Here is a 24,505-nt window from a genome sequence, read left to right on the forward strand (position 1 = left end):
GATCTGTGTGCCGAGACACAGGATGGCCTTAGCGGTCCTGAGGTCACCTCTCTTGGTAATTGAACGCGGGTCTTCGACAGGCTACTGATCTAGCCAATGCGCGTATTTTTGTTTGGAGAGAGTTATGAACCTGTCGCTGAAAATGCTCCTCGTAACGTCCGCTTTGACTCTTGCAGCCTCTGGTTCTGTTGCGGAAACGACTCCTGTTACCATTGATAATTTTGTCCGCGCTGCGACGGATATCGAGTTTCGAAAGTATCTGGTGAACTCCGGGGGCATTAACAAGCTGTTTCATGTGCGCGAACCCACACCGCTGGATATGCAGCCAACGATCCGCATGAATCGGGATACACTCTATAGCATGGCAGTGGTCGATATTTCGGAAGGGGCGGTATTGACCGTGCCGGAGACCGGAGACCGCTATGTTTCGGTTCAGGTGGTTAATCAGGACCACTACGTTAACGAGGTGTTCCTGGGCGGTGGCACCTATGATCTGAAGGTAGATCAATTTGATACGCCTTATGTGGTCCTGTTGTTTCGGTATCTCGTTGACTCGGAAGACCCCGACGACATAGCCAAGGTGACTGCCTTGCAGGACGGGGTCAAACTGCAGGCCAATTCAGCCCGCCCTTTTGATGATCCACACTATGATAAGATTGCTTTCGACGAAGTTTTGAGTGCTGTGCTGGAGCTTGCACGGTTTGCTCCTGACAGCGCAGGCACATTTGGCTCAAAGGACGCGGTTGATCCTGTGAGGCATTTGCTGGGAACCGGGTTTGGCTGGGGTGGTTTGCCGGAGGAACAGGCATTTTATCTGAATGTCGAACCTGGTCTGGCGCTGGGGGCGTATAAAATTGAGGTCCCTGCCAAGGTTCCTGTGGGCGCATTTTGGTCTGTCAGCCTATATAACGCGGCCGGTTTCTTTGAGGAGAATAATCTTGGCGTGTATGTGATTAATTCTGTCACGGGGGAGGTCAACACGGACGGGTCGATGACCGTACATTTCGGCGCTTGTGAGGACGGGCGGGTCAATTGCCTGCCGATCATGGAGGGCTGGAACTACGCCGTGCGTTTGTATCAACCCGCGCCCGAAGTGATTGACGGGACGTGGACCTTTCCAGAGATCACTGTTGCGAAGTGAATTCCGGATCAATGCGCGATCTGCGCTTGACGTGCGTGGCCTGCGCCACTACTTGACGCTATCTCGCAAGAGAATCGAATTGTGCGCGGGTAGTCCGTTCACATGATCATATCTTAAATACTGAGCGCGCTGACATCGTTGTCACTGTTCAGTGTTGTGAAAAAAGGTTCTGGAATGACGGAACCGCAACGAAAAGGAAAGTGACACGTGGCACGTATTGCCGGCGTAAACATCCCGACCCACAAACGGGTCCCGATCGCCCTGACTTATATCACTGGTATTGGCCCAGCCTCTGCCAAAGAAATCTGCACTGCCGTGAACATCGACGAAACCCGTCGTGTGAACGAGCTGTCTGATGCAGAAGTTCTGTCCATTCGCGAGCACATCGATGCGAACTTCACTGTTGAAGGTGACCTGCGTCGTGAAGTGCAGATGAACATCAAACGTCTGATGGATCTCGGCTGCTACCGCGGTCTGCGCCATCGTCGTAACCTCCCGGTCCGCGGTCAGCGTACCCACACCAACGCACGTACCCGTAAAGGTCCTGCGAAGCCGATCGCCGGCAAGAAGAAGTAAGGGAGGGTTTGATCAATGGCACGCGATAAGACTCGTACGAAGAAAAAAGAGCGTAAGAACATTGCTTCTGGTGTTGCGCATGTGAACTCCTCGTTCAACAACACCAAGATCCTGATCTCTGACGTTCAGGGCAACGCGATCTCCTGGTCCTCCGCTGGTTCCATGGGTTTCAAGGGCTCCCGTAAGTCCACCCCATATGCCGCTCAGATGGCTGCAGAAGACGCAGGCAAAAAAGCGCAGGATCACGGTGTGAAGACGCTGGAAGTGGAAGTTCAGGGCCCAGGTTCTGGCCGTGAATCCGCGCTGCGCGCTCTGGCTGCAATCGGTTTCAACATCACATCCATCCGTGACGTGACCCCGATCGCACACAACGGCTGCCGCCCTCCAAAGCGCCGCCGCGTCTAAGCGACACAGAATTCCTTTGGGGCCGCGTGTTTTTGCACGGCCCCATTTCGTCATTTTGAAACCTCGGGCGTCTGGTTCATTTGGAACATGGGAGCCAGACAAGAATGGAGGGACGCATGATCCACAAGAATTGGGCAGAATTGATCAAGCCGACCCAGCTTGAAGTAAAGCCGGGCAACGACCCTGCGCGCCAGGCCACTGTTGTGGCAGAGCCGCTGGAGCGTGGCTTTGGTCTGACATTGGGCAACGCGCTGCGCCGCGTTCTGATGAGCTCGCTGCAAGGCGCGGCCATCACCAGCGTTCAGATCGACAACGTACTGCATGAGTTTTCGTCTGTTGCCGGTGTGCGTGAAGACGTGACCGACATCATCCTGAACCTGAAGGGCGTGTCCCTGCGCATGGAAGTGGAAGGCCCTAAGCGTCTGTCCATCAATGCAAAAGGTCCGGGTGCGGTCACTGCTGCGGACATCTCTGACAGCGCAGGCATCGAAGTGCTGAACAAAGAGCATGTGATCTGTCACCTGGATGACGGCGCAGACCTCTATGTTGAACTGACTGTGAACACCGGCAAAGGCTATGTCTCTGCAGACAAGAACAAGCCGGAAGATGCGCCTATTGGTCTGATGCCAATTGATGCGATCTACTCCCCGGTCAAGAAAGTGTCTTATGACGTGCAGCCGACCCGTGAAGGTCAGGTGCTGGACTATGACAAGCTGACCATGAAAGTGGAAACCGATGGTTCCATCACCCCTGAAGATGCCGTGGCTTTTGCTGCGCGCATTCTGCAGGATCAGCTGTCCATCTTCGTGAACTTTGATGAGCCAGAATCTGCGGGCCGTCAGGAAGAAGATGATGGTCTGGAGTTCAACCCGCTTCTGCTGAAGAAAGTGGACGAGCTGGAACTGTCTGTACGCTCTGCGAACTGCCTGAAGAACGACAACATTGTCTACATCGGCGATCTGATCCAGAAGACCGAAGCAGAGATGCTGCGCACCCCGAACTTCGGCCGCAAGTCTTTGAACGAGATCAAAGAAGTGCTGTCCGGCATGGGGCTTCACCTCGGCATGGACGTCGAGGACTGGCCACCAGACAACATCGAAGATCTGGCCAAGAAGTTCGAAGACAACTTCTAAAGGTGCGCCCAGAGGGCACACCCTACGTAGGGTGCGCATTCATTGCGCACCTTCACAGACAAATGCCCGGATGTGCCGGGGAAGACTGGGCTTTCCGCCCCAAGGTGAACCGGTGACACGCATCACTGGTCTGACAAAGCAAAACGCGAATTAGGAGACATCAAATGCGTCATGCTCGTGGCTATCGCCGCCTGAACCGTACTCACGAACACCGTAAAGCCCTGTTTGCCAACATGGCGGGTTCCTTGATCGAACACGAACAGATCAAAACCACCCTGCCTAAGGCAAAAGAACTGCGCCCGATCGTTGAAAAGCTGATCACGCTTGCAAAGCGTGGTGACCTGCACGCCCGTCGTCAGGCGGCTGCACGTCTGAAAGAAGATCAGTATGTTGCAAAACTGTTCGACGTTCTGGGCCCACGTTACGCAGAGCGTAAAGGTGGTTACATCCGCATCATGAAAGCCGGCTTCCGCTATGGTGACATGGCGCCGATGGCGATCATCGAATTTGTGGATCGTGACGTTGATGCAAAAGGCGCGGCCGACAAGGCCCGCGTGGCAGCGGAAGACGCCGCCGAAGAATAATCTCCATCTGGATCAACCAGATGCCTGGACCCCTGCCAGAATGGCGGGGGTCTTTTTGTTTGAGGATTTGTGTTTGCCCATGGCGTTTTTTTCGAGAGCACGCCATGGTTGCGCCGTCAACTTGAGGGAGTGGCACCATGGCATGTGATGTGATCGTGATTGGGGCGGGGCTCTGGGGCAGTGCTTGCGCGCGCCATCTGGCAGAGATGGGGGCGGATGTTGTGTTGGTTGGCCCGGCTGAACCCGCCGACGGCGCAACTCACAGCGGCGTGTTTGGCAGCCACTATGATGAGGCGCGGATCACGCGCCGTCTGGCCAGCGACCGGGATTGGGCGCGGTTTGCCGATGTGGCCATGACCCGCTACCCGGTGTTGGAGGGCGCGGCGGCAAAGCCGGTGTTCCATCCGGTGGGGGCCTTGATGGCGGGCGTTGAAGAGGGTGTGGGCAGCGCCTTTATACGCGATACGGTTGCCGTGGCGGATGACCTCGGCACGGTCTATGAAAGCTATCAGGGGCAGGGTTTGAAGGCGCGCTTCCCGTTTTTCTCCTTCCCAGACGGGGTGCGCGCGCTTTATGAGCGCGACGGCGGCTGGATCAATCCGCGTGCGCATGTGGCTGCGGAAATTGCGCTGGCGCAAGCCAATGGGGTGATTTGGTATCAGACAGAAGCTGTCGGAGTGGCGGAGAGCGCGGCCCATGTGGAGGTGCGCTGCGCCAATGGTGCGCGTTTCAAGGCCGCGCGGGTGGTGATCGCCTGCGGGGCATTCTCCAAAGCAGACACACTGTTGCCCGCGCCTGTGCCTCTCACATCTTATGCGCGCACCATTGCCTTTCTGGAGATCGATGCGGCAGAAGCGCGGCGGCTGCAAGAGATGCCATCGCTGGTCTATGTGCCGCCGGGCACGGATCGGGACAGCTATGTGTTGCCCCCGGTGCCCTATCCAGATGGGAAGACCTATCTCAAAATCGGCGGGGATCCTGAGGATCATGCTCTGGACACGGTTGCGGAACTCAAGGACTGGTTCCGCGGAGGCGGCGATGCGGCTGTGGCGGCAATGCTGGCTGCGCAATTGCAGGATCTGATGCCCGGATTGGCCTGTCGCGGTGTGCGCCATGGCAGCTGTGTCACCTCCTTCAGCCCATCTGGCAAGCCTTTGATCTATTCGGCGTCTGAGCGCAGTGTGGTGTTAACGGGCGGCAATGGTGCGGGGGCCAAATGTGCGGATGAGATTGGCCGCTTGGGGGCCATACTTGCACAGGGCGGTGATCTGGCTGCTCAGGGATATGACGCGGATTTTCTGCCTTGATCAGCGACGGGAGCGCGCTTGCAATCACGGTAACGGCTGCGCATATCTGAGGCTGGACCAAAGAGAGGACTTTGCATGATCCGTTCTGCGTTGATCGCCTGTGTTCTAGCGGTGGCGACACCGCTGATGGCGGAGACAAAAATTCCGCAATCACAGGCGGAAATTTCCCTTGGGTTTGCGCCTCTGGTGAAAGAAGCGGCTCCGGCGGTGGTGAATATTTTTGCCAAGCAGATTGTGCAGGTGCGTCAGAGCCCTTTTACGGGGGATCCGTTTTTTGACCAATTCTTCCGGGGCTTTGGCAATAGTCAGCCGCGGGTTGAAAACTCGCTGGGGTCTGGTGTGATCCTGTCAGAGGATGGCATTGTCGTGTCCAACTATCACGTGGTGGGCATGTCGACGGATATTCGGGTTCAGCTCAATGATCGGACGGAATACACCGCCGAAGTGCTTTTGTCGGATGAAGAGAGCGATCTGGCCATTCTGAAGCTGAAGGATGCGGAGGGTCTGCCGTTTCTCACATTGCGTGACAGCGACAATGTGGATGTGGGCGAGTTGGTGATGGCGATTGGCAACCCCTTTGGGGTCGGGCAGACTGTGACCAGCGGGATTGTCTCAGGGCTGGCGCGCTCCGGCGTGGCGACGGGCAATGCGCGTGGCTATTTCATTCAGACCGATGCGGCGATCAACCCGGGCAATTCTGGCGGTGCGCTGATTGACGTCAACGGTGATCTGATTGGCATTAACACCTCTATTCTGACGCGTTCTGGCGGCTCGAATGGGATCGGTTTTGCGATCCCCGCGCGGCTTGTGGCGCAATTTGTCGAGCAGGCTCGCAGCGGCTTTGAGAGTTTTCAGCGGCCTTGGGCGGGCATGTTTGGTCAGCCCGTGGATGCGGATATGGCCGAAGGTCTGGGGCTGCGGCGCGCGGGCGGCATTGTGGTCTCTGCGCTGCATGACGCGAGTCCCTTTCTGGCCGCAGGTATGGAGCCGGGTGATGTGATTGTGGCGCTCGATGGTTTGCCGGTGAATACTCCTGCGGAGATGATTTTCCGCATGTCTGTGGCCGGGCTTGGCAGCGATGTGAATGTGGAAATGGTACGGGATGGCGAGGTGCAAACGCGGGTGGTGAAGATGGCTGTTGCGCCTGACACGCCTGCGCGCGAGACGGTGGAGACCGGGCGGCGGTCAGCCATTCCCGGGATGGTGATGTCCAACATCAACCCGGCGGTGCTGGGAGAATTTGGTCTGCCGCTGAACCTTGAAGGCGTGGTGGTTGAAACGCCCGGCGATGTGGGCGCGCGTCTGGGCCTTGGGGCTGGGGACGTACTGCGTGAAATCGACGGCACGCCGATTGTGACAACAAAAGACGCCGAAAAAGCGCTGCGCGATGCGCGCAAGCGGCTGACTTTGGAAGTGCAGCGCGGCACCCAGCGCGTTGTCATGCGGTTTAGACTGTAAGGACCGGCGGTATGGCGGATCTGTTTGATAGCCCCTCTGCGGACAATGGTGTGGTGGCGCAAGGTGAAGCGCCCCGGCCGCTGGCCGATCGACTGCGGCCCAAGGCTTTGGGAGAGGTGATTGGACAGCAGCAGGTTCTGGGCGCGGAGGCGCCTTTGGGGGTGATGCTGTCGTCAGGCTCCCTCAGCTCGCTGGTTTTCTGGGGGCCGCCGGGTGTGGGCAAAACCACGATTGCCCGGCTTCTGGCGGATGAGACGGATCTGCATTTTGTGCAGATCAGCGCGATTTTCACCGGAGTTCCGGAGCTGCGCAAAGTCTTTGAAGCGGCCAAGCTGCGGCGTGCCAACGGCAAAGGCACGCTGTTGTTTGTGGATGAAATCCACCGCTTCAACAAAGCCCAGCAGGATGGGTTTTTGCCTCATATGGAAGATGGCACCATTCTTCTGGTGGGGGCCACAACGGAGAACCCGTCTTTTGAGTTGAATGCGGCGGTGCTCTCTCGTGCACAGGTTCTGGTGCTGGAGCGGCTGTCGCTGGCCGATCTGGAGCATCTCGCGCAGCGCGCGGAACAAGAGGTTGGCAAAGCGTTGCCACTGGATGGCATGGCGCGCGAGGCGCTTTTGGAAATGGCGGATGGCGACGGCCGTGCCTTGCTCAATTTGATTGAACAGGTCATGGCCTGGTCGGTGCCGGGGAAGCTTGACAGCGATGCGCTGGCGACGCGGCTGATGCGGCGGGCGGCGAAATACGACAAATCTGGCGATGAGCATTACAGCCTGATTTCTGCATTGCATAAATCTGTGCGTGGCTCAGACCCGGAGGCGGCGCTGTATTGGTATGCGCGCATGCTGGAAGGGGGCGAAGACCCGCGCTTTCTGGCGCGTCGGATCACCCGTATGGCCTGTGAGGATATTGCGCTGGCTGATCCGCAGGCGCAGGGGGTCTGTCTGAATGCCTGGGAGACCTATGAGCGGCTGGGCAGTCCGGAAGGTGAGTTGGCGCTGGCGCAGGCGGTGATTTATCTCGCGCTCGCTCCCAAGACCAACGCAGGCTATGCAGCCTATAAGGCGGCGCGGGCCTTGGCCAAGAAGACCGGATCAGAACCTCCGCCCAAACATATCCTGAACGCGCCGACCTCTCTGATGGCGGATCAGGGCTATGGCGAGGGCTATCAGTATGACCATGACGCAGAAGATGGGTTTTCGGGACAGAACTATTTCCCGGAAGGGATCAAACGCCCGGTGCTCTATACGCCGGTGGAGCGTGGCTATGAGCGCGAGTTGAAACGGCGCATGGAGTATTTCGCGAAACTGCGCAGCAAGCGGCAGGGCTGAGGAGGGGCCAGCCCCTCCGGCACAGCGGTGCTGTGCCTCCTCCCCGGGATATTTACAGTCAAATGAAGCAGGGGTTTTCTTGACATTGCGGGGCAAAGCGCACAGAGACGCTGGATGATTTTGAACCTTGTATATGTGGCCTTGGGCGGTGCGGTGGGCGCCGCGTTGCGCTATCTTGTCGGCATTGGCGTGATACGGCTTGTCGGGCAGGGGCTCTGGCAGGGTTTTCCGCTGGCGATCGTGACGGTGAATGTGGTGGGCTCTTTTCTGATGGGCGCTTTTGTGGTGCTGGCTGCACAGCGTGGTCTGACGCATTTATCCCCTTTGATCATGACCGGGCTGCTTGGCGGGTTTACGACGTTTTCGGCGTTCTCGCTGGAAACGGTGACTTTGATGGAGCGCGGTGCCTATGGGACTGCGACGCTCTATGTAGGGCTGTCCGTGGCGGGCGCGGTGGGCGCGCTGATGCTGGGGATGGTTGTGACACGAGGAATTTTGGCATGAGCCGAGTACAGACTGTGACCGTGGATGCGGATGAAGGAGAGCAGCGGTTGGACCGGTGGTTCAAACGGCGTTTTCCGCATGTGGGGCAGGGGCAGATTGAAAAGATGTGCCGCAAGGGCGAAATCCGCGTGGATGGGGGTCGGGTCAAGGCCAACAGCCGCGTGCAGGAGGGGCAATCTGTGCGGGTGCCGCCTTTGCCTGCTCCGGGAGAGAAGCCAGCGATGCCTGCCAAGCCCAAGGTCTCTGCTGCGGATGAAAAGCTGATCCAGAGCTGTGTGATCTATCGCGATGATCAGATCATTGCGCTTAACAAACCTCCGGGACTGCCGACGCAGGGGGGCAGCAAACAGACCCGTCATGTGGATGGGCTTGCAGAGGCACTGCGGTTTGGCTTTGAGGAGAAACCGCGTCTGGTGCATCGTCTTGATAAGGACACCTCTGGGGTTTTGTTGCTGGCGCGCACGCGGGCGGTGGCGCAGGCGCTGACTGAGGCGATCCGACACAAGCAGACCCGTAAAATCTACTGGGCTGTGGTTGCTGGGGTGCCAACGCCCTATCTGGGCGAGATCAAATATGGTCTGGTCAAGGCCGCTGGCCATGGCGCGCGGGGCGAAGGCGAGAAGATGATTGCCGTGCATCCGCGTGAGGTGGACCGGACACCGGGTGCCAAACGGGCGATCACGCAATATGCAACGCTCTACCGTGTGGCCGGGCGTGCGGCCTGGGTTGCGATGGAACCGATCACCGGACGCAGCCACCAGTTGCGGGCGCATATGGCTGAAATTGGCCACCCCATTGTGGGCGATGGCAAATATGGCGGCTCTGGTCAGGAGAACCTTGGTGATGGCTGGGGGGCCAAGCTTGGTGGGATCATTTCCAACAAGCTGCACCTGCATGCGCGCTCGATGTCCTTTGAACATCCGGTGACGCGCAAGCATGTGACCGTCACAGCGGGCCTGCCCGATCATATGAAGCTGACCTGGGACACCTTTGGCTGGACCGAGGATCTGGCGGCGGAGGATCCGTTTGAGAGCCTGCGCTAGACGTGGTGTTGGTGGCTGCAGCGGGCCGCCTTTGCGGAGCTGAGAGGCGGCGCACGGCAGGGGAATGAGGTGATGATATGCGGCTGAAGCTGGTTATCTTTGATGTCGATGGCACGCTGGTGGACAGTCAGGGCCTGATCGTGGAAGCCATGGATCTGGCTTTTACGGGGGAAGGGCTGACACCGCCTGCGCGGCAAGCGACATTGGGCATTGTCGGGCTGTCGTTGGATGCGGCGATCTTCAAGCTCTATCCCGAAGGGGCGCCGGACCTGCGGGCGCGTTTGGTTGAGGGCTACAAGGCGGGCTATATGCAGCGCCGTGCGGCTTTGGGGGTGGCGCAGTCCTCTCCGTTTTTTGAGGGCGCGCGAGAGACGTTGATGCGCCTGAATACCCGCGAAGATGTTGTGTTGGGCGTGGCCACTGGCAAATCCCGGCGTGGTCTGGACAAGCTGATTGAGGGCCATGATCTGAAAGGAGTTTTTGTGACCACGCAGGTGTCAGACGATCATCCTTCCAAACCCCATCCCTCTATGATTGAGACTGCGCTGGCGGAAGCGGGTGTTGCGGCGCAGGACGCGGTGATGATTGGCGACACCAGTTATGACATGGATATGGCAGCGGCGGCCGGTGTGACGGGCATTGGTGTGGATTGGGGCTATCACCCCAACGCAGAGCTGCGCGCGGCACAGAAAATTGTGGCAAGCTTTCAAGAGCTTGAGGACACATTGACGGGCATTTGGGAGCATCAATGATGAGCGGTTGGGCAAAGAAACGGTTTTGGAAAGAGACCAGCTGGCAGGCGGTTGACGGAGGCTTCGGCGTTTTCCTTGATGGGCGCGCGGTGAAAACCCCCGCCAAAGCGGCGTTGGTTGTGCCAACCGAGGCCATGGCGCAAGCCATGGCGGCGGAGTGGGAGGCGCAAGAGGGGGAGATTGACCCAACGACGATGCCGGTGACACGCGCAGCCAACGCAGCGATTGATAAAGTTGCCGTCCAGCATGCGGAAGTGGCTGATATGTTGGCCGAATATGGCGGCAGTGATCTGTTGTGCTACCGCGCGACCTCTCCGGCGGAATTGATTGCGCGACAGGCGGAGGCTTGGGATCCGCTTTTGCTCTGGGCCGCAGAAGAACTGGGTGCGCAGTTGACCTCTGTTGCTGGGGTGATGTTTCAACCCCAAGACGAAGGCGCGCTGGAGCTGTTGCGCCAAGAGGTGCATGGCTTTGATAACTTTGAACTCGCAGCCTTTCACGATCTCGTGGGGATCTCCGGTTCGCTGATCCTCGGATTCGCTGCAGCCCGTGATTTTATGGATATTGACGCGCTTTGGGAGCTGTCGCGTGTGGATGAGCGCTGGCAAGAAGAGCAGTGGGGCCGCGACGAAGAGGCTGCGGTTGAGGCAGGTAAGAAATTTGAAGCATTCACAAATGCTTATGCCTTTTTCAAAATGGCCAAAACCTAATCAAACATTGTGCCCGGAAGCGTGCTCAGGCCTTTTGAGGCGGCATTGATTGTATTCCGTGATGGACCTCTTGACGTTTGGCGATGAATGGGATCACACTGCCCTTGATGTGAGGGGGGTGTTGTCTCTGAGCATCTATCTACGGCCGGGAGTGGCCTAAAACCACCTTCAAAGGGTGGGTAAACAGGAAGAGGTAAAAATGAAAAAATCCGTAGTTTTTGGTGCGTTGACTGTTGCGGGCCTGGCGGCCGGTGCAGCTGCCGCTGGCACGCTCGATGACGTTAAAGCACGCGGCAAGCTGAACTGTGGTGTGACCACCGGTCTGGTTGGCTTTGCAGCACCTGACGCCAATGGCGAGTGGGGCGGCTTTGATGTCGGCATCTGCCGCGCGGTTGCTGCTGCTGTGCTGGGAGACCCAAAAGCGGTTGAGTTTGTTCCAACCACCGGTAAGACCCGCTTCACCGCGCTGGCGTCCGGCGAGATTGATATGCTGGCCCGTAACACCACCTGGACCTTCAGCCGCGACGTTGACCTGAAGTTCACCTTCGTTGGCGTGAACTACTATGACGGCCAGGGCTTCATGGTGCCAAAAGAGCTGGGCGTGTCCTCCGCGAAGGAACTGGACGGCGCGACCGTATGTATCCAGACCGGCACCACCACCGAGCTGAACCTGGCGGATTTCTTCCGCTCCAACAACATCAGCTATGAGCCGGTACCAGTAGAAACCAACGCTGAATCTCAGCAGCAGTACCTGTCTGGCGCTTGTGACGTGTATACCACCGACGCATCCGGCCTGGCGGCGACACGTGCGACGTTTGAAGATCCAGCAGCGCATATCCTGCTGCCAGAAATCATCTCCAAAGAGCCGCTCGGCCCGCTGGTACGTCATGGCGACGACAACTGGGGTGACGTGGTACGCTGGTCTCTGAATGCTCTGATCACTGCAGAAGAGCTGGGCGTGACCTCCGCGAACATCGGTGAGATGGCCGCAGGTACCAATAACCCTGAAGTGAACCGTCTGCTGGGCACCGAAGGCACTCTGGGTGAGATGCTGGGTCTGGACGCTGACTGGGCGAAGAAAGCCATCATGGCTGGCGGTAACTATGCCGAGCTTTTTGAAGGCAACATCGGTGAATCCACCCCGATCGGTCTGGCCCGTGGCCTGAACGCTCAGTGGACAGATGGCGGCCTGATCTACTCTCCGCCCTTCCGCTAAACACATCACGGAAAGGGCGCGGGACACTCCGCGCCCTTTTCGCTTTTATGACCCAACAACAATAATCGGCCATGGCGCATTGAGACGCCGCATAAAAAGGCCGACGAACGGGGAAGATCCTATATGACCAATTTGACCGACCCTCCTAGGGAGTCGTTTCGGCTATCTATGCTCCTCAATGACACCCGGTACCGCAGCCTCACCTTCCAGGCGATTGCAGCGATTGTGCTTGCGCTTGCGATCTGGGAACTGGGGGGCAACCTGGCTCAGAACCTGCGCGCTGCTGGTCTCAACATCTCTTTGAGCTTCATGTCTGACCCTGCGGGATATGATATTAACCAGAGATTGGTTGAGTACGACAGCCAATCCTCGCATGCGCGCGCTGCGCTGGTTGGAATTTTGAACACGCTGCTGGTCGCCTTTTTGGCTTGTATCACGGCAACGGTGTTTGGTGTGATCGCCGGTGTGCTGCGTCTGTCCAACAACTGGCTTGTGTCCAAGGTGATGGCGTTTTACGTCGAAATCTTCCGCAACATTCCCGTACTGATCTGGATTTTGATTATCTACACGATCATGACATCGGTGATGCCGGGGCCGCGTGCCTTCCGCGGGGACAATGCGACCTCAAGCATGCTGTTTGATAGGTTCGCGTTCACCAATCGCGGGATCTACATCCCCATGCCTTGGTTTGAGAACGGCATTTTTGGCAACCCAACACTCAATTGGCTTCTGGTCATCGCGGGTTTGATCGGCTCCTGGATTGGTGCCCGGAGCGTGACCCGCTGGGCGAACCAGAAACAGGAGATGACAGGGCAGCGACCAAACACATTGTGGATCAAGCTGGCAATTTGGCTGGTGCCATTTGTGCTGCTCATGGTGATTATGGGCCTGTCCTGGGAGATCCCCGCGCTGAAGGGCTTCAACTTTAAGGGCGGTATCAAGATTGGTGGCCCATTGATTGCGCTGTGGTTCGCGCTGTCGATCTACACCGGTGCCTTCATTGCCGAGAACGTGCGTGCGGGTATTCAGGCGGTTTCTAAAGGCCAAACTGAGGCGGCTGCCGCTTTGGGTTTGCGTGCCAATCGCGTGATGAACCTCGTGATCTTGCCACAGGCGCTGCGTGTGATCATTCCGCCGTTGATTTCCAACTATCTCAACATCACCAAGAATACCTCTCTGGCCATTCTGGTGGGCTATGCGGATATCACGGCGACTTTGGGAGGCATTACGCTCAACCAAACAGGTCGCGCCATTGAGTGTGTGCTTTTGCTGATGCTGTTCTATCTCACAGCCTCTCTGCTGATTTCGATGGCGATGAACATCTACAACTCTTCTGTGAAACTGAAGGAGCGCTGAGACATGTCTGACTCTCAAAACAACTCTGTCGCTTTTGTCGCCACAGAAGTGATCCCACAAAGCCCGCCGCCTGCGCGCGAAACGGGTGTGGTCAAATGGCTGCGCGAAAACCTGTTTTCCAGCGTGACCAATGGTGTGCTGACCGTTGTGGCGCTGTATCTGATCTATCTGGTGCTGGCGGCGACCCTGCCGTGGATTTTCAACGGGATCTGGACAACCAGCTCTCTGTCGGAATGTCGCGAGGTTTTGCAGGGCAAAACCGGCGCTTGTTTCTCTGTACTGACCGAGCGGTGGCATCAGCTGATTTACGGTTTCAAATATCCGGCTGACGCCTATTGGCGCCCGAATCTGGCCTTTGTGCTGATGCTGGTGGCGATTGCGCCTGTGCTGTTCTTTGATCTGCCGCGCAAACTGCTGTTGTTCACGGCCGTGTACCCTTTCATTGCCTTCTGGCTCATTTGGGGTGGCACTATCCTGGCGCCTCTGGTGGTCTTTGTTGGCTTTGTGGCTGCGGCCGTCGTGTTTCAGAAGTTTGGTCGCTCTTCTTTCGCGGTTGGATTTTTCGGGGGGATTGCGGTCGCTCTGGTTGTCTGGACAGTTGGGGGCGCGCTGATCCCGGATGGGGCCTCTGACAATGCGTTGCTGCCTGCGGTGCCGTCACGTGACCTTGGTGGGTTCATGTTGAACCTGATGCTGGGGGTGACCTGTGTGTCGCTGTCCATCCCGCTGGGCATTGCGCTTGCGCTGGGGCGTCAGTCAGACATGCCTCTGATCAAGGGGATCTGCGTGGTCTTCATCGAGTTCATTCGGGGTGTGCCTCTGATCACACTGCTGTTTGTGGCTTCGGTGATGCTGGCGTATTTCTTCCCACCAGAGAGCACAGTTGACCTGTTCCTGCGTGTGGTGATTATGATCACCATGTTCTCCGCAGCCTATATCGCTGAGGTGATCCGCGGCGGGCTCGCAGCGCTTCCGAAGGGACAATATGAGGCCGCAGACAGCCTTGGTCTGGATTACCCACAAGCCATGCGGCTGATCATTCTGCCACAAGCGTTGAAGATCTCGATCCCGGGCATCGTGAACGTGGCCGTTGGCCTGTTCAAGGATACGACGCTCGTGTCGGTGATTTCCATGTTTGATCTGGTTGGTATGATCCGTGGCCCCATCCTCGCCTCCACGGAGTGGAACGGCGTGTATTGGGAGCTTTTCGGATTTGCCGCGCTTCTGTTCTTTGTCGTCTGCTACGGCATTTCTCAATATTCCCAGTGGCTTGAGCGCAAGCTGCACAAAGGCCACTAAGAAGGAGTTCACCTATGTCTGAACTTATGTCTGACCGCGCAATCGACCGCTCCAAAATGCAGGTGAGCGATCAGGTTGCGATCCAAATCTCTAACATGAACAAGTGGTACGGGTCGTTCCACGTGTTGCGCGACATCAACCTGACCGTCAATGAAGGTGAGCGTATTGTGATTGCGGGGCCGTCTGGCTCCGGTAAATCCACGCTGATCCGCTGTATCAACCGCCTGGAAGAGCACCAGTCCGGGGATATCGTCGTGGATGGTACGGAGCTGACCAGTGATCTGAAAAACATCGATAAGATCCGCTCAGAAGTTGGCATGTGCTTTCAGCACTTCAACCTCTTCCCGCATCTGACGATTTTGGAAAACTGTACGTTGGCGCCGATCTGGGTGCGGAAAACACCCAAGAAGGAAGCTGAAGAGATCGCGATGCACTTCCTTGAGAAGGTGAAAATTCCGGATCAGGCTCTGAAGTATCCAGGCCAGCTTTCCGGTGGTCAGCAGCAGCGTGTGGCGATCGCGCGGTCGCTGTGCATGAAGCCGCGTATCATGCTGTTTGACGAGCCGACCTCCGCTCTTGATCCGGAGATGATCAAAGAGGTGCTCGATACCATGATCGAGCTCGCGGAAGAGGGCATGACCATGCTCTGTGTGACCCACGAAATGGGCTTTGCCCGTCAGGTAGCGAACCGTGTGATCTTTATGGATCAGGGGCAGATCGTGGAACAGAATGAGCCGGAAGAGTTCTTTAACAATCCCAAGAGCGACCGGACCAAGTTGTTCCTCAGCCAGATCCTCGGCCACTGAGACGCTGAAGGCGAGAAGTGAAAGTAACAAAAGCCGCGATGGATGCATCGCGGCTTTTTTCTTTTGCCAGATCTCATGCCAGCAGCTCGCGGGGGAGGGTAAAGGCTTGGATTTGCCCCGTGTGTGGTTGGATCTCTTGCCAGTGGGCACAATCAAAGTGAAACACCGTCGTCGCGCCGGTTGGGTAATCCTGAAAACGGAGATGTTTTGGGGGCTTTGATGCAAGCTCTGCCGCGAAGCTGGCGATGCCCGGATTGTGACCGATCATCAGCACTGTGCTGCCGGTGGCGGATGTCAGCAGCTGCCACATCGTGTTTGGGGCGGCGAGGTAGAGGCGCTCTTCGAAGCGGGGCGCGGTATTGGGTGTCAGGGCGAGGCGAGCAAGGGTTTCGCGGGTGCGCTCTGATGTGGAGCAGAGCACCTCGTCTGGCAGCAGGGCGTTGTCTTTAATCCACCCAGCCAGGGCTTTGGCAGAGGCGCGGCCGCGCTTGTTCAGGGGGCGGGCATGATCCGCCTGCCAAGGATCTGACCAACTTGATTTGGCGTGGCGCATCAGGATCAATATGCAGCTCATGGATGAAAGGCCCTCATGTGAAAGGCGGATTGCGCGTCGCTGCGGCCTGCACCGTCAGACAGGGGGCAGGCGCGCCGGGCGATGCAGCCGCGCGTCATGCAGGATTGACTCGATTCTGTATCCAGAAAGCTGTGACATTTTTCGACATCATACGCCGCGTCGGCGCTGAGCGCATTGACCGGGCAGGCGGTGGAGCAGGGTGCCGGGCATTGGGAGCAGGGGGAGGATTGCAGCACTGGCGTGCTGTCCGGCAAGGTTTCGTCAAACAGCAAAGCGCCGCGCAGCGAGATCATCATACCAGCCGTGTCATGCACGAGCATGCCGACAGGGCTCTGGAAAAAGCGATTGCTGTCAAAGGCCCAGCGGATAAAGGGGGGAAAGGGCGGGCCGTCTGAAGGAAACTGTGCGGTCGCTCCAAGCGTTTGGGCGATGGCCCCGATCACACGTTTGGACCAGCGGTCCATCGGGTCAGTCAAGCCATCCTGGGCTTCCGCAGAGGCGCTGAAGATCGGCCAGAAATCGGGGGCCGTGCCCAGCAGAACAACCGCTCCTTTGTGATGAGCCGTGCCCATGATGTGCAGCCCATGTGCATGGGCCAGTCTGTCGATCTCAGCAAGGTGCATGTCTACTCTTAACGGTGGTCTATGGCCGTGAAGAGAGCCTGCCAGCTCGCGCCACCCCTGTCACCTTCGAAGATGGCGCGCTCGATAGAGGGGTCAGTCCTGTCGGATCAACGAGCCTGCGCCATGTTCGGTGAAGAGCTCCAGAAGGCAGGCATTCGGCGCGCGACCATCGAGGATGACCACAGCGCGCACGCCTTTGTCGATGGCGGCCAGTGCGGTCTCTGTCTTGGGAATCATGCCACCGGCAATGACGCCCTCTTCTGTAAGATCGCGGATTTGTTGGGCTTTCAGCTCTGTCAGAACATCGCCATCGGCATTTTTAACGCCAGCCACATCTGTCAGCAGAAGCAGGCGATCGGCGGCCAGAGCGCCGGCAATGGCGCCTGCGGCGGTGTCGCCGTTGACGTTGAAGGTTTCGCCATTGCGGCCCGCGCCGAGGGGGGCGATCACCGGGATGGTGTCATTGGCGAAGAGTTCATGCAGAATCGCAGGGTTCATATCGGCAGGGGTGCCCACAAAGCCCAGATCCGGGTTGGTCTGATCACAGACCATGAGGTTGGCATCCTTGCCGGAGAGACCCACGGCCTTTCCGCCCTGACGGTTGATGGCCTGCACGATGCGTTTGTTGACCACACCGGAGAGCACCATTTCCACAACTTCCACTGTGGCGGCATCGGTCACCCGTTTGCCGTTCACAAAATCAGATTTGATTTCAAGGCGTTCCAGCATCGCATTGATCATCGGGCCACCGCCGTGCACTATCACGGGGTTGATGCCGACCTGACGCATCAGAACCACGTCGCGGGCAAAATCATCCATCGCTTCATCAGAGCCCATGGCGTGGCCACCAAGCTTAATCACCACCGTCGCGCCGGTGTAGCGCTGAAGATATGGCAGGGCTTGGGACAGGGTACGGGCGGTGGCGATCCAATCGCGGTTCATCTCTTGTGTCTTCATCTTGGCTGACCTCTTTGACTGAGCCTGTTACCTGCTCTGAGCAGGAGTGCCAAGGCGCAATGGCGGATTGAAGCTCCAATTTGTGCAAAAAGGGTGAAATTAACCCGATTTGGAACATCTGTATTGCGCCTGTAATGCGTCGGTATCGCGGCGGTGCTCTTTTCAGAGGGCGCAAAACGTTAACGCGCCGACACGGCGCCCGGCACAGGGGCGCGCGCAGGGCTGTGATAGACTGTGACGAGCGCGAAAAATCGCATTTGGGAAAGTTAGCGGGGTGTGCGCGGCGGCTTGGGCGCGTGCAGTTTGCGCAGCGCCCACTTGAGATCGCTTTGCAGGGCCAGAAGATCCCGCGCGGCAGTCTCATCTTTGCGCCCGATCAGAACGTAGTCCCAGCCGGGTTTGCCGCAGGAGGGCAGCACGGCGCGGGCGACCTCGCGCATCCGACGCTTGGCACGGTTGCGGGCCACGGCATTGCCGACCTTCTTGGAGCAGGTGAAGCCCATGCGGATGACGGAGGGATCCACATCCTCGTCGTCGCGGCGTTTGCGGGCCTGAATCATCATCGCCTTTGTGCCTTGTTTGCGGGCGCGGGCGGCGGCGAGAAAGGCGCTGCGCTTTTTTAGCACATGCAATGTGTCATCTGCACAAAGAAAAACCGCCGGAGACGCTGTCCCGGGAGTGGCGGTGCCATCCATGGGGGTCTCCGGCGGTGTCATTTTTCAAACGGTCCCTTGGGACAATCGCGCGCTTATGCGCTCAGCGACTTACGACCGCGTGCGCGGCGTGCGTTCAGGATCTTGCGACCAGCTTTGGTGGCCATGCGCGCACGGAAGCCGTGGCGGCGTTTACGAACCAGGTTCGAAGGTTGGTAGGTGCGTTTCATCGCTCCGTCTCCGTTACAAAGTGTGGAGGCGCCGGCAAGTCGATCAAGCGAAAGATTCGCGGAGCCTGTCTATTCGAAGCCCGGTCAATAGACGGGGCAGGGGGATAAGTCAAACGCCTGTTGGGGGTTTTTGCACAAAAAGGCAAGCGTAAGGTGCAAAAGACTGGATCCAGCGGCCCGAACGGCGGAATGGGGTCATATGTGGCTCAGATTTCCGGTGTTTCCCACGCCGCGGGCACTGTGCCAATGCCCGATATGTCACCTTGGCGCATGAATGTGCAGGGATTTGTTACGACTCACATGGTTTTCCTCACAAAAGCTCGGCGGCTGATCAAGCGCGCGTGAGGTGCCTGTTGTTTTACCGGGGCGTAACGCATGTTGTGGGAAGAACGGGATAAATGGACGCGAAGATGGCTGACGTGACTGAGACCACCACAGAGAGCAAATCAAAATGGGCCCGCCTGTTGCCGCTGGCTGCATTGGCCGTAGGGGCCGTGGTTGGGGCCTGGGCTTTGGGGGACTACCTGAATTTTGAGACGCTGCGCGACAATCGCGAGATGCTGATCGCCTATCGTGATGCCCATTATGGTCTGGCTGTGCTGGCCTTCATGTCGTTTTACGTGGTGATTGCGGGGTTCTCTTTACCGGGGGCAACCATTGCCACACTGACGGGGGGCTTCCTCTTTGGGACTTTTCCGGGCGTGCTTTACAATGTGGGTGCGGCCACGATTGGCGCGACCCTGGTCTTTATGGCGGCCAGCTGGGGATTTGGCGAACGCATGTCTGCCAAACTTGATTCTGGCGAAGGGCGCATCAAAGCGCTCAAGCAGGGTATTGATGAAAATCAGTGGTCGATGCTCTTCATCATCCGGTTGGTGCCTGTGGTGCCCTTCTTTGTGGCCAATCTGATCCCGGCTTTGGTGGGCGTGCCTTTGTGGCGCTACGTTGTGTCGACCTTTGTAGGCATCATTCCCGGTGGACTGGTTTATACCTCCGTTGGTGCAGGCCTGGGCGAAGTCTTTGCCCGTGGTGAAACGCCTGATCTTGGGATTATTTTTGAGCCGCATGTGCTTTTGCCCATTCTGGGCCTGGCGGCGCTGGCATGTTTGCCAATTGTTTTGAAACGCATTCGCGGCAAAGAGGCGCTGTAACACATGGAACAGATCAAAACGGATTTGCTGGTGATTGGCGCTGGCTCTGGCGGCCTGTCTGTGGCCGCAGGCGCGGCACAGATGGGGGCAGATGTTGTTCTGCTGGAAGGCCATAAGATGGGCGGCGATTGCCTGAATTTTGGCTGCGTGCCCTCCAAAGCTCTGCTGGCCAGCGGCAAGGCGGCACATGGCATGACAAAGGCCGGGGTCTTTGGTGTGGCGGGGCAGGAACCGCAGATCGATTACGCCGCGGCGAAAGCCCATGTCAAAGAGGTGATCGCACAGATTGAGCCGATGGACAGTCAGGAGCGTTTTGAAGGCTTTGGTGTGCGGGTGATCAGGGACTATGGCAGCTTTATCAGCCCGTCGGTGGTGCAGGCCGGAGACCATCAGATCACGGCGCGCCGGGTGGTGATCGCCACCGGTTCCAGCCCGCTGGTGCCGCCGATTCCCGGTCTGGATCAGGTGCCTTATCTGACCAATGAAACGCTGTTTGATCTGACCGACACGCCCGAGCATCTGTTGATCATTGGCGGTGGCCCAATTGGCATGGAGATGGCGCAGGCGCATGTGCGGCTGGGCATCAAGGTGACGGTGATTGAAGGTGCTAAGGCGCTGGGACGTGATGATCCGGAGATGGCGGCAATCGTGCTGGACCGGCTGCGCGGTGAGGGCGTAGAGATTGCAGAAGAGGCGCTGGCCAAGTCGATCACGCAAGAGGGCGGCGTGATCACGGTGGACACCGAAGATGGGCGCAGTTTTACAGGCTCCCATCTGTTGGTGGCCGTGGGACGTCGGGCCAATATGAGCCGGCTGAACCTTGAAGCTGCCGGCATTGAAACCCACAAGACGGGCATCACCGTAGATGCGTCGATGAAGACAACAAACCGGCGGGTCTATGCGATTGGGGATGTGGCCGGTGGCGCGCAGTTTACCCATGTTGCGGGCTATCATGCGGGCGTGATTGTGCGCTCTGCACTGTTTGGCCTGCCGGCCAAGGCGCGCACAGATCATATTCCTTACGCCACCTATACCGACCCGGAGTTGGCGCAGATTGGTCTCACCGAGGCGGAGGCGCGGGCGCAATATGGCGATAAGCTCACCGTGACGCGGTTTGAAAGCCACCACAACGACCGCCTGATTGCAGAGCGCAATGCCTATGGGCTGATCAAGGCGATGGTTGTCAAAGGTCGCCCGGTTGGGGTGTCAATTGTCGGGCCGCAGGCTGGGGAGCTTGTCAATCTCTGGGCGCTGGTGATTGCCAATAAGCTCAAGATGAGCGCGGTTGCGGGCATGGTTGCGCCCTATCCAACGGTGGGAGAAATCAACAAGCGGGTTGCAGGGGCCTATTTCTCGCCCCAACTGTTTGATAATCCTAAGGTCAAACGGGTGGTCGGCTTGATACAGCGCTGGCTGCCGTAACCAGAACGGTCAACCTATTATGCTCAATACGCTCTCAGGTCGTTTTTTGATCCTGACGGTCATCTTTGTGATGCTGGCGGAAGTCCTTATTTTTGTGCCCTCCGTGGCGCGCTATCGCGAAGATTATCTCCTGCTCAGGCTGGAGCGGGCGCAGATTGCCTCGCTGGCTTTGCTGGCGGACGATATGATCGACATGGATCTGGAGGAGGAGCTCCTCAAAAATGCGGGCGTGTACAACGTGGTGCTGCGGCGGGATGAAATGCGCCAGCTCATCCTGAGTTCTCCCATCCCGGAGCCGATCAGCGAGACCTATGACATGCGCGGGGCCACCGCGGGTGTGCTGATCAAAGATGCCATGATGCAGTTGTTTGACCGCAGTGAGCGTGTGGTGCGGGTGATTGGCGCGCCGGTGCAGGATGCCGGGTTGCTGATTGAGGTGACCATGGGCACGCAGGATTTACGGGCGGCGATGATCGACTACGGCGTGCGGGTTCTGGCGCTGTCGGCTGTGATCTCGATCGTGACGGCGTTTTTGCTGTTTCTGGCGGTGCGGGCGATTCTGGTGCGGCCGATCAAGAGCGTGGTGAGCTATATGCAGAGCTATTCTGCGGCGCCGGAAGATGCGCGCAGCGTGATCACGCCGCGCTCTGGTGTCACGGAGCTGCGGGAGGCCGAGGAGGCCCTGCTGAAGCTTCAAACCGAGCTGACGGCGGCACTGAAGCAAAAGGAGCGTCTGGCGCAGCTGGGCGGCGCTGTGGCCAAGGTGAGCCATGATCTGCGCAATATCCTGACCTCGGCGCAGCTGTTTACGGATCGCATCGAAAGCAGTGAGGACCCGCTGGTGACGCGGCTCGCCCCCAAGCTGGTGAATTCGATCACCCGCGCGGTGAACCTCTGTGAAGGCACATTGGCCTTTGGTAAGGCAGAGGAGCCTGCGCCGACGCTCACCCGCTTTGCCATCGGGGAGATGGTGGCGGATGTGATCGCCAGCGAGCGTCTGGCGGTGGAAGACTATGATTTGAGTTTTGCCGAGGACATTCCCGCAGGGCTCGTGGTGCGGGCTGATCCAGAGCAAATGTATCGCGTGGTGTCCAATCTCGTGCGCAATGCACGCCAGGCCATCGTGGCCAGTGGCAAGCCCGGGGAGATCGCGGTTTCTGTCGGAGAATCAGAAGAGTGCTGGATGATTGTGGTGCGCGACACGGGGCCGGGACTGCCGCCCAAGGCACAAGAGCATCTCTTCACGCCGTTTCAAGGTGGGATTCGCAAGGGCGGCACCGGTTTGGGGCTGGCAATCTCCTCAGAATTGGTGCGCGGCCATGGGGGTGTTCTCAAATTGGCGCAGACCGATGCGACCGGAACAGCCTTTGAAATATGCCTTCCGAAGGGGGAAGTTTCGATAAAATGATTTTTCTTACTTTTTGCTCTTGCGCCCCCTGAGAGTTCACTTTAAACCGCCCCTCACACCGCGCTCTGGTAGCTCAGCTGGATAGAGTACTTGACTACGAATCAAGGGGTCGGGGGTTCGAATCCTCCCCAGAGCGCCACTAACTTCCTGTTGCACGTCACATGACTTTGCCCTTTGCGTCATAAACTGACCCAACATTTCCATTTTGCTCCCGCAGGCTGTTTCGATTGATCTGACTTCCCTTTCGGAAAATCAGGGCTGATTTGCAGGTTCAGTCGGCGAAGCCGCCTGCTCCTGCTGATCTGCCACGTGGCGAACGCTGGAGGGGGCGAGGCAATGCTATTCGACAGGGGTGGTGCGGCCCGCAGGCGTAGCCGAGGACACGGCCCTGTCTAATAGGGTTGCCCGAGGGGGAGGGCAGCGCCCTCACCCTGACGGCCAGGGGCGTTTGGCTTGTCCAAATCCCGCTGGCCCACAAAACAAAAGCGGCGGGGCGATAAGCCCCACCACAACCGACGTCGCACTTCAGAAATCACTATTTGTGCCGACGATGATGAGCGCTGCGTAATAACACGAACGGCCCAGACCGGTCATTGTAGCGACAGGGGCGTGCAATGACGCGGAACTGCAAAGCCGGCATTCGCACTTCCACAGTCGCGAAATTTCGAAAACCCCCGAGAACAACCTTTTAGAACAACCTCGGCGCGCATACTTTGACTGCATGGCTTACTTTTACTTAGACGACAGTAAACACCATCGTGTTGGTTTTTCGCTGGCTGCATTTGTAATCTGCGACACTGATCCGACAAAGCGTCTCAGCACTGTCTTTCGGAAACATGGATATGATCCCAGAGAGTTTGAGTACAAATCTTCGGCAAAAATGGCGGGAGACCGACAGATTCAAGGCTTAAGAGCTGACTTAAAGTCGTTCATTGGAAGGCAATGCAAAATTGCTGTTTGCGTTGTGGACGGAGACAAAAGGCTGGGACCCGCGGCACTCAGGCTACTGAGCTCTGCTTTGTCTCATCCCAGTCTTGAAGGGCAGTCACACAAGGTATTTTTTGACCAGGGACTGTTCCAATCAACTAAAGCTGCGGGTGGCTTGGTTGAAAGAGAATCCGCCCTTGGATGCTGCGAATTCCATTTCGAGCAAGACTCGCGAATGCACATAGGCATTCAGTTAGCTGATATTGTTGCACATACTTGTAGCACAATGCTGCTTGAGACGCTCGGCGAGGTGACCAAGAAAGTGGTTCTCGATATGCTTGGAGACAGCGTCTATGATGGCCTAAAGGTCGAACTCGGTTTTGAGATGTGGGCGGGTATTCGTTACGCCTTCTTGGCCAAGAACAAACAAAACCCAATAGACGGCTTCGATCTAGCAAATGTCGACGTCTACCCTTGGGGCTTGTTCATCGATGATAGTGCAGGAGAACGAATTTCTAACGCCGCCATGGAGCGATTTGGCGAGAATTATCTTGGCTGCATCCATTGACGGCCCACAGCCGCCGTTCACTGACTGGTGGGGTTGCTGCGGTCGCAGCCCGCTTTGCCGTCATTCGCTGCGAGCGCGAAACCAAGTTAGGTTTGGGGTCGGATGTTCAGATGGCGCTGACAGTTGAATGGTGTTCCTTGCGTTGGCACAAACCCGACGTCCACCAAAAGCACCTAGCAAGAAGTTCCCTCTTGTCGTTCTGCGATCAGCTTTTGGGGAACACTTCTAATTTCGTCCATGCGGGATAAGCGACCGTTGGCAGAGTATCGTTGAATAGTTCTGACCCAGCCCCTTGATCCGGGCCGTTTGGATGTAGAATCCGTTCCTGTTTCTTTCTTGTGATTAGGTTGCGGTCAAGGCCTGCTGAG

General features: G+C 57.7%; 25 protein-coding genes and 1 tRNA gene. 21 read left to right on the forward strand and 5 right to left on the reverse strand.

The window, feature by feature from the left end:
* Positions 1–124 precede the first annotated feature (124 nt).
* The 16 genes from SHM7688_RS01745 (at position 125) to SHM7688_RS01820 (ending at position 15,624) form a co-directional block, all read left to right on the forward strand.
* Positions 125–1,141: a DUF1254 domain-containing protein gene (locus tag SHM7688_RS01745; RefSeq protein WP_223229277.1), complete on the forward strand. Its 1,017-nt coding sequence runs from the start codon at positions 125–127 to the stop codon at positions 1,139–1,141.
* Between the two features lie 207 nt (positions 1,142–1,348).
* Entirely contained in the window at positions 1,349–1,717 is a 369-nt protein-coding gene (gene rpsM / locus SHM7688_RS01750; protein ID WP_058238304.1) for a 30S ribosomal protein S13, read from the forward strand.
* Positions 1,718–1,732: 15 nt separating this feature from the next.
* Positions 1,733–2,122: a 30S ribosomal protein S11 gene (gene rpsK / locus SHM7688_RS01755; protein WP_058238305.1), complete on the forward strand. Its 390-nt coding sequence runs from the start codon at positions 1,733–1,735 to the stop codon at positions 2,120–2,122.
* A 116-nt stretch (positions 2,123–2,238) separates the two neighbouring features.
* On the forward strand, positions 2,239–3,255 hold the full coding sequence (locus tag SHM7688_RS01760; RefSeq protein ID WP_058238306.1) for a DNA-directed RNA polymerase subunit alpha: 1,017 nt from the start codon (positions 2,239–2,241) through the stop codon (positions 3,253–3,255).
* A 164-nt stretch (positions 3,256–3,419) separates the two neighbouring features.
* Entirely contained in the window at positions 3,420–3,839 is a 420-nt protein-coding gene (rplQ, locus tag SHM7688_RS01765; protein ID WP_058238307.1) for a 50S ribosomal protein L17, read from the forward strand.
* 137 nt (positions 3,840–3,976) lie between these two features.
* Positions 3,977–5,146: an NAD(P)/FAD-dependent oxidoreductase gene (locus tag SHM7688_RS01770; protein ID WP_058238308.1), complete on the forward strand. Its 1,170-nt coding sequence runs from the start codon at positions 3,977–3,979 to the stop codon at positions 5,144–5,146.
* Positions 5,147–5,221: 75 nt separating this feature from the next.
* Positions 5,222–6,604: a trypsin-like peptidase domain-containing protein gene (locus SHM7688_RS01775; protein ID WP_058238309.1), complete on the forward strand. Its 1,383-nt coding sequence runs from the start codon at positions 5,222–5,224 to the stop codon at positions 6,602–6,604.
* An 11-nt stretch (positions 6,605–6,615) separates the two neighbouring features.
* Positions 6,616–7,938, forward strand: a complete 1,323-nt coding sequence (locus SHM7688_RS01780) for a replication-associated recombination protein A (RefSeq protein ID WP_058238310.1) — start codon at positions 6,616–6,618, stop codon at positions 7,936–7,938.
* A gap of 114 nt (positions 7,939–8,052) precedes the next feature.
* Entirely contained in the window at positions 8,053–8,442 is a 390-nt protein-coding gene (gene crcB / locus SHM7688_RS01785) for a fluoride efflux transporter CrcB (protein WP_058238311.1), read from the forward strand.
* Positions 8,439–9,485 (forward strand): RluA family pseudouridine synthase, encoded by a 1,047-nt coding sequence (locus tag SHM7688_RS01790; protein WP_058238312.1) that lies wholly within the window; start codon positions 8,439–8,441, stop codon positions 9,483–9,485. The genes crcB and SHM7688_RS01790 overlap by 4 nt, the downstream gene beginning before the upstream one ends.
* 77 nt (positions 9,486–9,562) lie before the next feature.
* Positions 9,563–10,237, forward strand: a complete 675-nt coding sequence (locus SHM7688_RS01795) for an HAD-IA family hydrolase (protein WP_058238313.1) — start codon at positions 9,563–9,565, stop codon at positions 10,235–10,237.
* The gene (locus tag SHM7688_RS01800; protein ID WP_058238333.1) at positions 10,237–10,947 is read left to right on the forward strand and encodes an ATP12 family chaperone protein; all 711 of its coding nucleotides are present in this window, start codon (positions 10,237–10,239) and stop codon (positions 10,945–10,947) included. The genes SHM7688_RS01795 and SHM7688_RS01800 overlap by 1 nt, the downstream gene beginning before the upstream one ends.
* A gap of 199 nt (positions 10,948–11,146) precedes the next feature.
* Positions 11,147–12,163, forward strand: coding sequence for an amino acid ABC transporter substrate-binding protein (locus SHM7688_RS01805; protein WP_058238314.1), 1,017 nt, complete (start codon positions 11,147–11,149; stop codon positions 12,161–12,163).
* A gap of 123 nt (positions 12,164–12,286) precedes the next feature.
* A complete protein-coding gene (locus SHM7688_RS01810; RefSeq protein ID WP_058238315.1) occupies positions 12,287–13,519 on the forward strand; it encodes an amino acid ABC transporter permease in 1,233 nt (410 codons plus the stop codon).
* 3 nt (positions 13,520–13,522) lie between these two features.
* Positions 13,523–14,818 carry an amino acid ABC transporter permease gene (locus SHM7688_RS01815; protein ID WP_058238316.1) on the forward strand — a complete coding sequence of 432 codons (1,296 nt, stop codon included), beginning with the start codon at positions 13,523–13,525 and terminating at the stop codon, positions 14,816–14,818.
* 14 nt (positions 14,819–14,832) lie between these two features.
* Positions 14,833–15,624 (forward strand): amino acid ABC transporter ATP-binding protein, encoded by a 792-nt coding sequence (locus tag SHM7688_RS01820; RefSeq protein WP_058238317.1) that lies wholly within the window; start codon positions 14,833–14,835, stop codon positions 15,622–15,624.
* A gap of 73 nt (positions 15,625–15,697) precedes the next feature.
* Here the strand turns inward: SHM7688_RS01820 and SHM7688_RS01825 are convergent, their stop codons facing one another.
* The 5 genes from SHM7688_RS01825 to rpmH all read right to left on the reverse strand — a co-directional run bounded on the left by SHM7688_RS01825 (position 15,698) and on the right by rpmH (position 18,661).
* A complete protein-coding gene (locus SHM7688_RS01825; RefSeq protein ID WP_058238318.1) occupies positions 15,698–16,198 on the reverse strand; it encodes a SixA phosphatase family protein in 501 nt (166 codons plus the stop codon).
* A complete protein-coding gene (locus tag SHM7688_RS01830; protein WP_058238319.1) occupies positions 16,195–16,821 on the reverse strand; it encodes a 4Fe-4S dicluster domain-containing protein in 627 nt (208 codons plus the stop codon). Before SHM7688_RS01830 ends, SHM7688_RS01825 begins: the two co-directional genes overlap by 4 nt.
* Positions 16,822–16,914: 93 nt before the next feature.
* On the reverse strand, positions 16,915–17,778 hold the full coding sequence (gene argB, locus SHM7688_RS01835; protein WP_058238320.1) for an acetylglutamate kinase: 864 nt from the start codon (positions 17,776–17,778) through the stop codon (positions 16,915–16,917).
* A gap of 266 nt (positions 17,779–18,044) precedes the next feature.
* Positions 18,045–18,494, reverse strand: coding sequence for a ribonuclease P protein component (gene rnpA / locus SHM7688_RS01840; RefSeq protein WP_058238321.1), 450 nt, complete (start codon positions 18,492–18,494; stop codon positions 18,045–18,047).
* Positions 18,495–18,526: 32 nt separating this feature from the next.
* Positions 18,527–18,661: a 50S ribosomal protein L34 gene (gene rpmH / locus SHM7688_RS01845; protein ID WP_005980833.1), complete on the reverse strand. Its 135-nt coding sequence runs from the start codon at positions 18,659–18,661 to the stop codon at positions 18,527–18,529.
* 410 nt (positions 18,662–19,071) lie between these two features.
* Between rpmH and SHM7688_RS01855 the strand changes: the two genes are divergently transcribed.
* From SHM7688_RS01855 to SHM7688_RS01875, 5 genes are all read left to right on the forward strand, one after another.
* Positions 19,072–19,812: a TVP38/TMEM64 family protein gene (locus tag SHM7688_RS01855; RefSeq protein WP_058238334.1), complete on the forward strand. Its 741-nt coding sequence runs from the start codon at positions 19,072–19,074 to the stop codon at positions 19,810–19,812.
* A 3-nt stretch (positions 19,813–19,815) separates the two neighbouring features.
* Positions 19,816–21,234, forward strand: a complete 1,419-nt coding sequence (locus SHM7688_RS01860; protein WP_058238323.1) for a dihydrolipoyl dehydrogenase family protein — start codon at positions 19,816–19,818, stop codon at positions 21,232–21,234.
* A gap of 19 nt (positions 21,235–21,253) precedes the next feature.
* On the forward strand, positions 21,254–22,642 hold the full coding sequence (locus SHM7688_RS01865) for a sensor histidine kinase (protein WP_058238324.1): 1,389 nt from the start codon (positions 21,254–21,256) through the stop codon (positions 22,640–22,642).
* A gap of 62 nt (positions 22,643–22,704) precedes the next feature.
* A tRNA-Arg gene (locus SHM7688_RS01870) sits at positions 22,705–22,781 on the forward strand.
* A gap of 582 nt (positions 22,782–23,363) precedes the next feature.
* On the forward strand, positions 23,364–24,137 hold the full coding sequence (locus tag SHM7688_RS01875; RefSeq protein WP_058238325.1) for a DUF3800 domain-containing protein: 774 nt from the start codon (positions 23,364–23,366) through the stop codon (positions 24,135–24,137).
* Positions 24,138–24,505: the final 368 nt, after the last annotated feature.

The organism is Shimia marina, from assembly GCF_001458175.1.
Classification (GTDB): domain Bacteria; phylum Pseudomonadota; class Alphaproteobacteria; order Rhodobacterales; family Rhodobacteraceae; genus Shimia; species Shimia marina.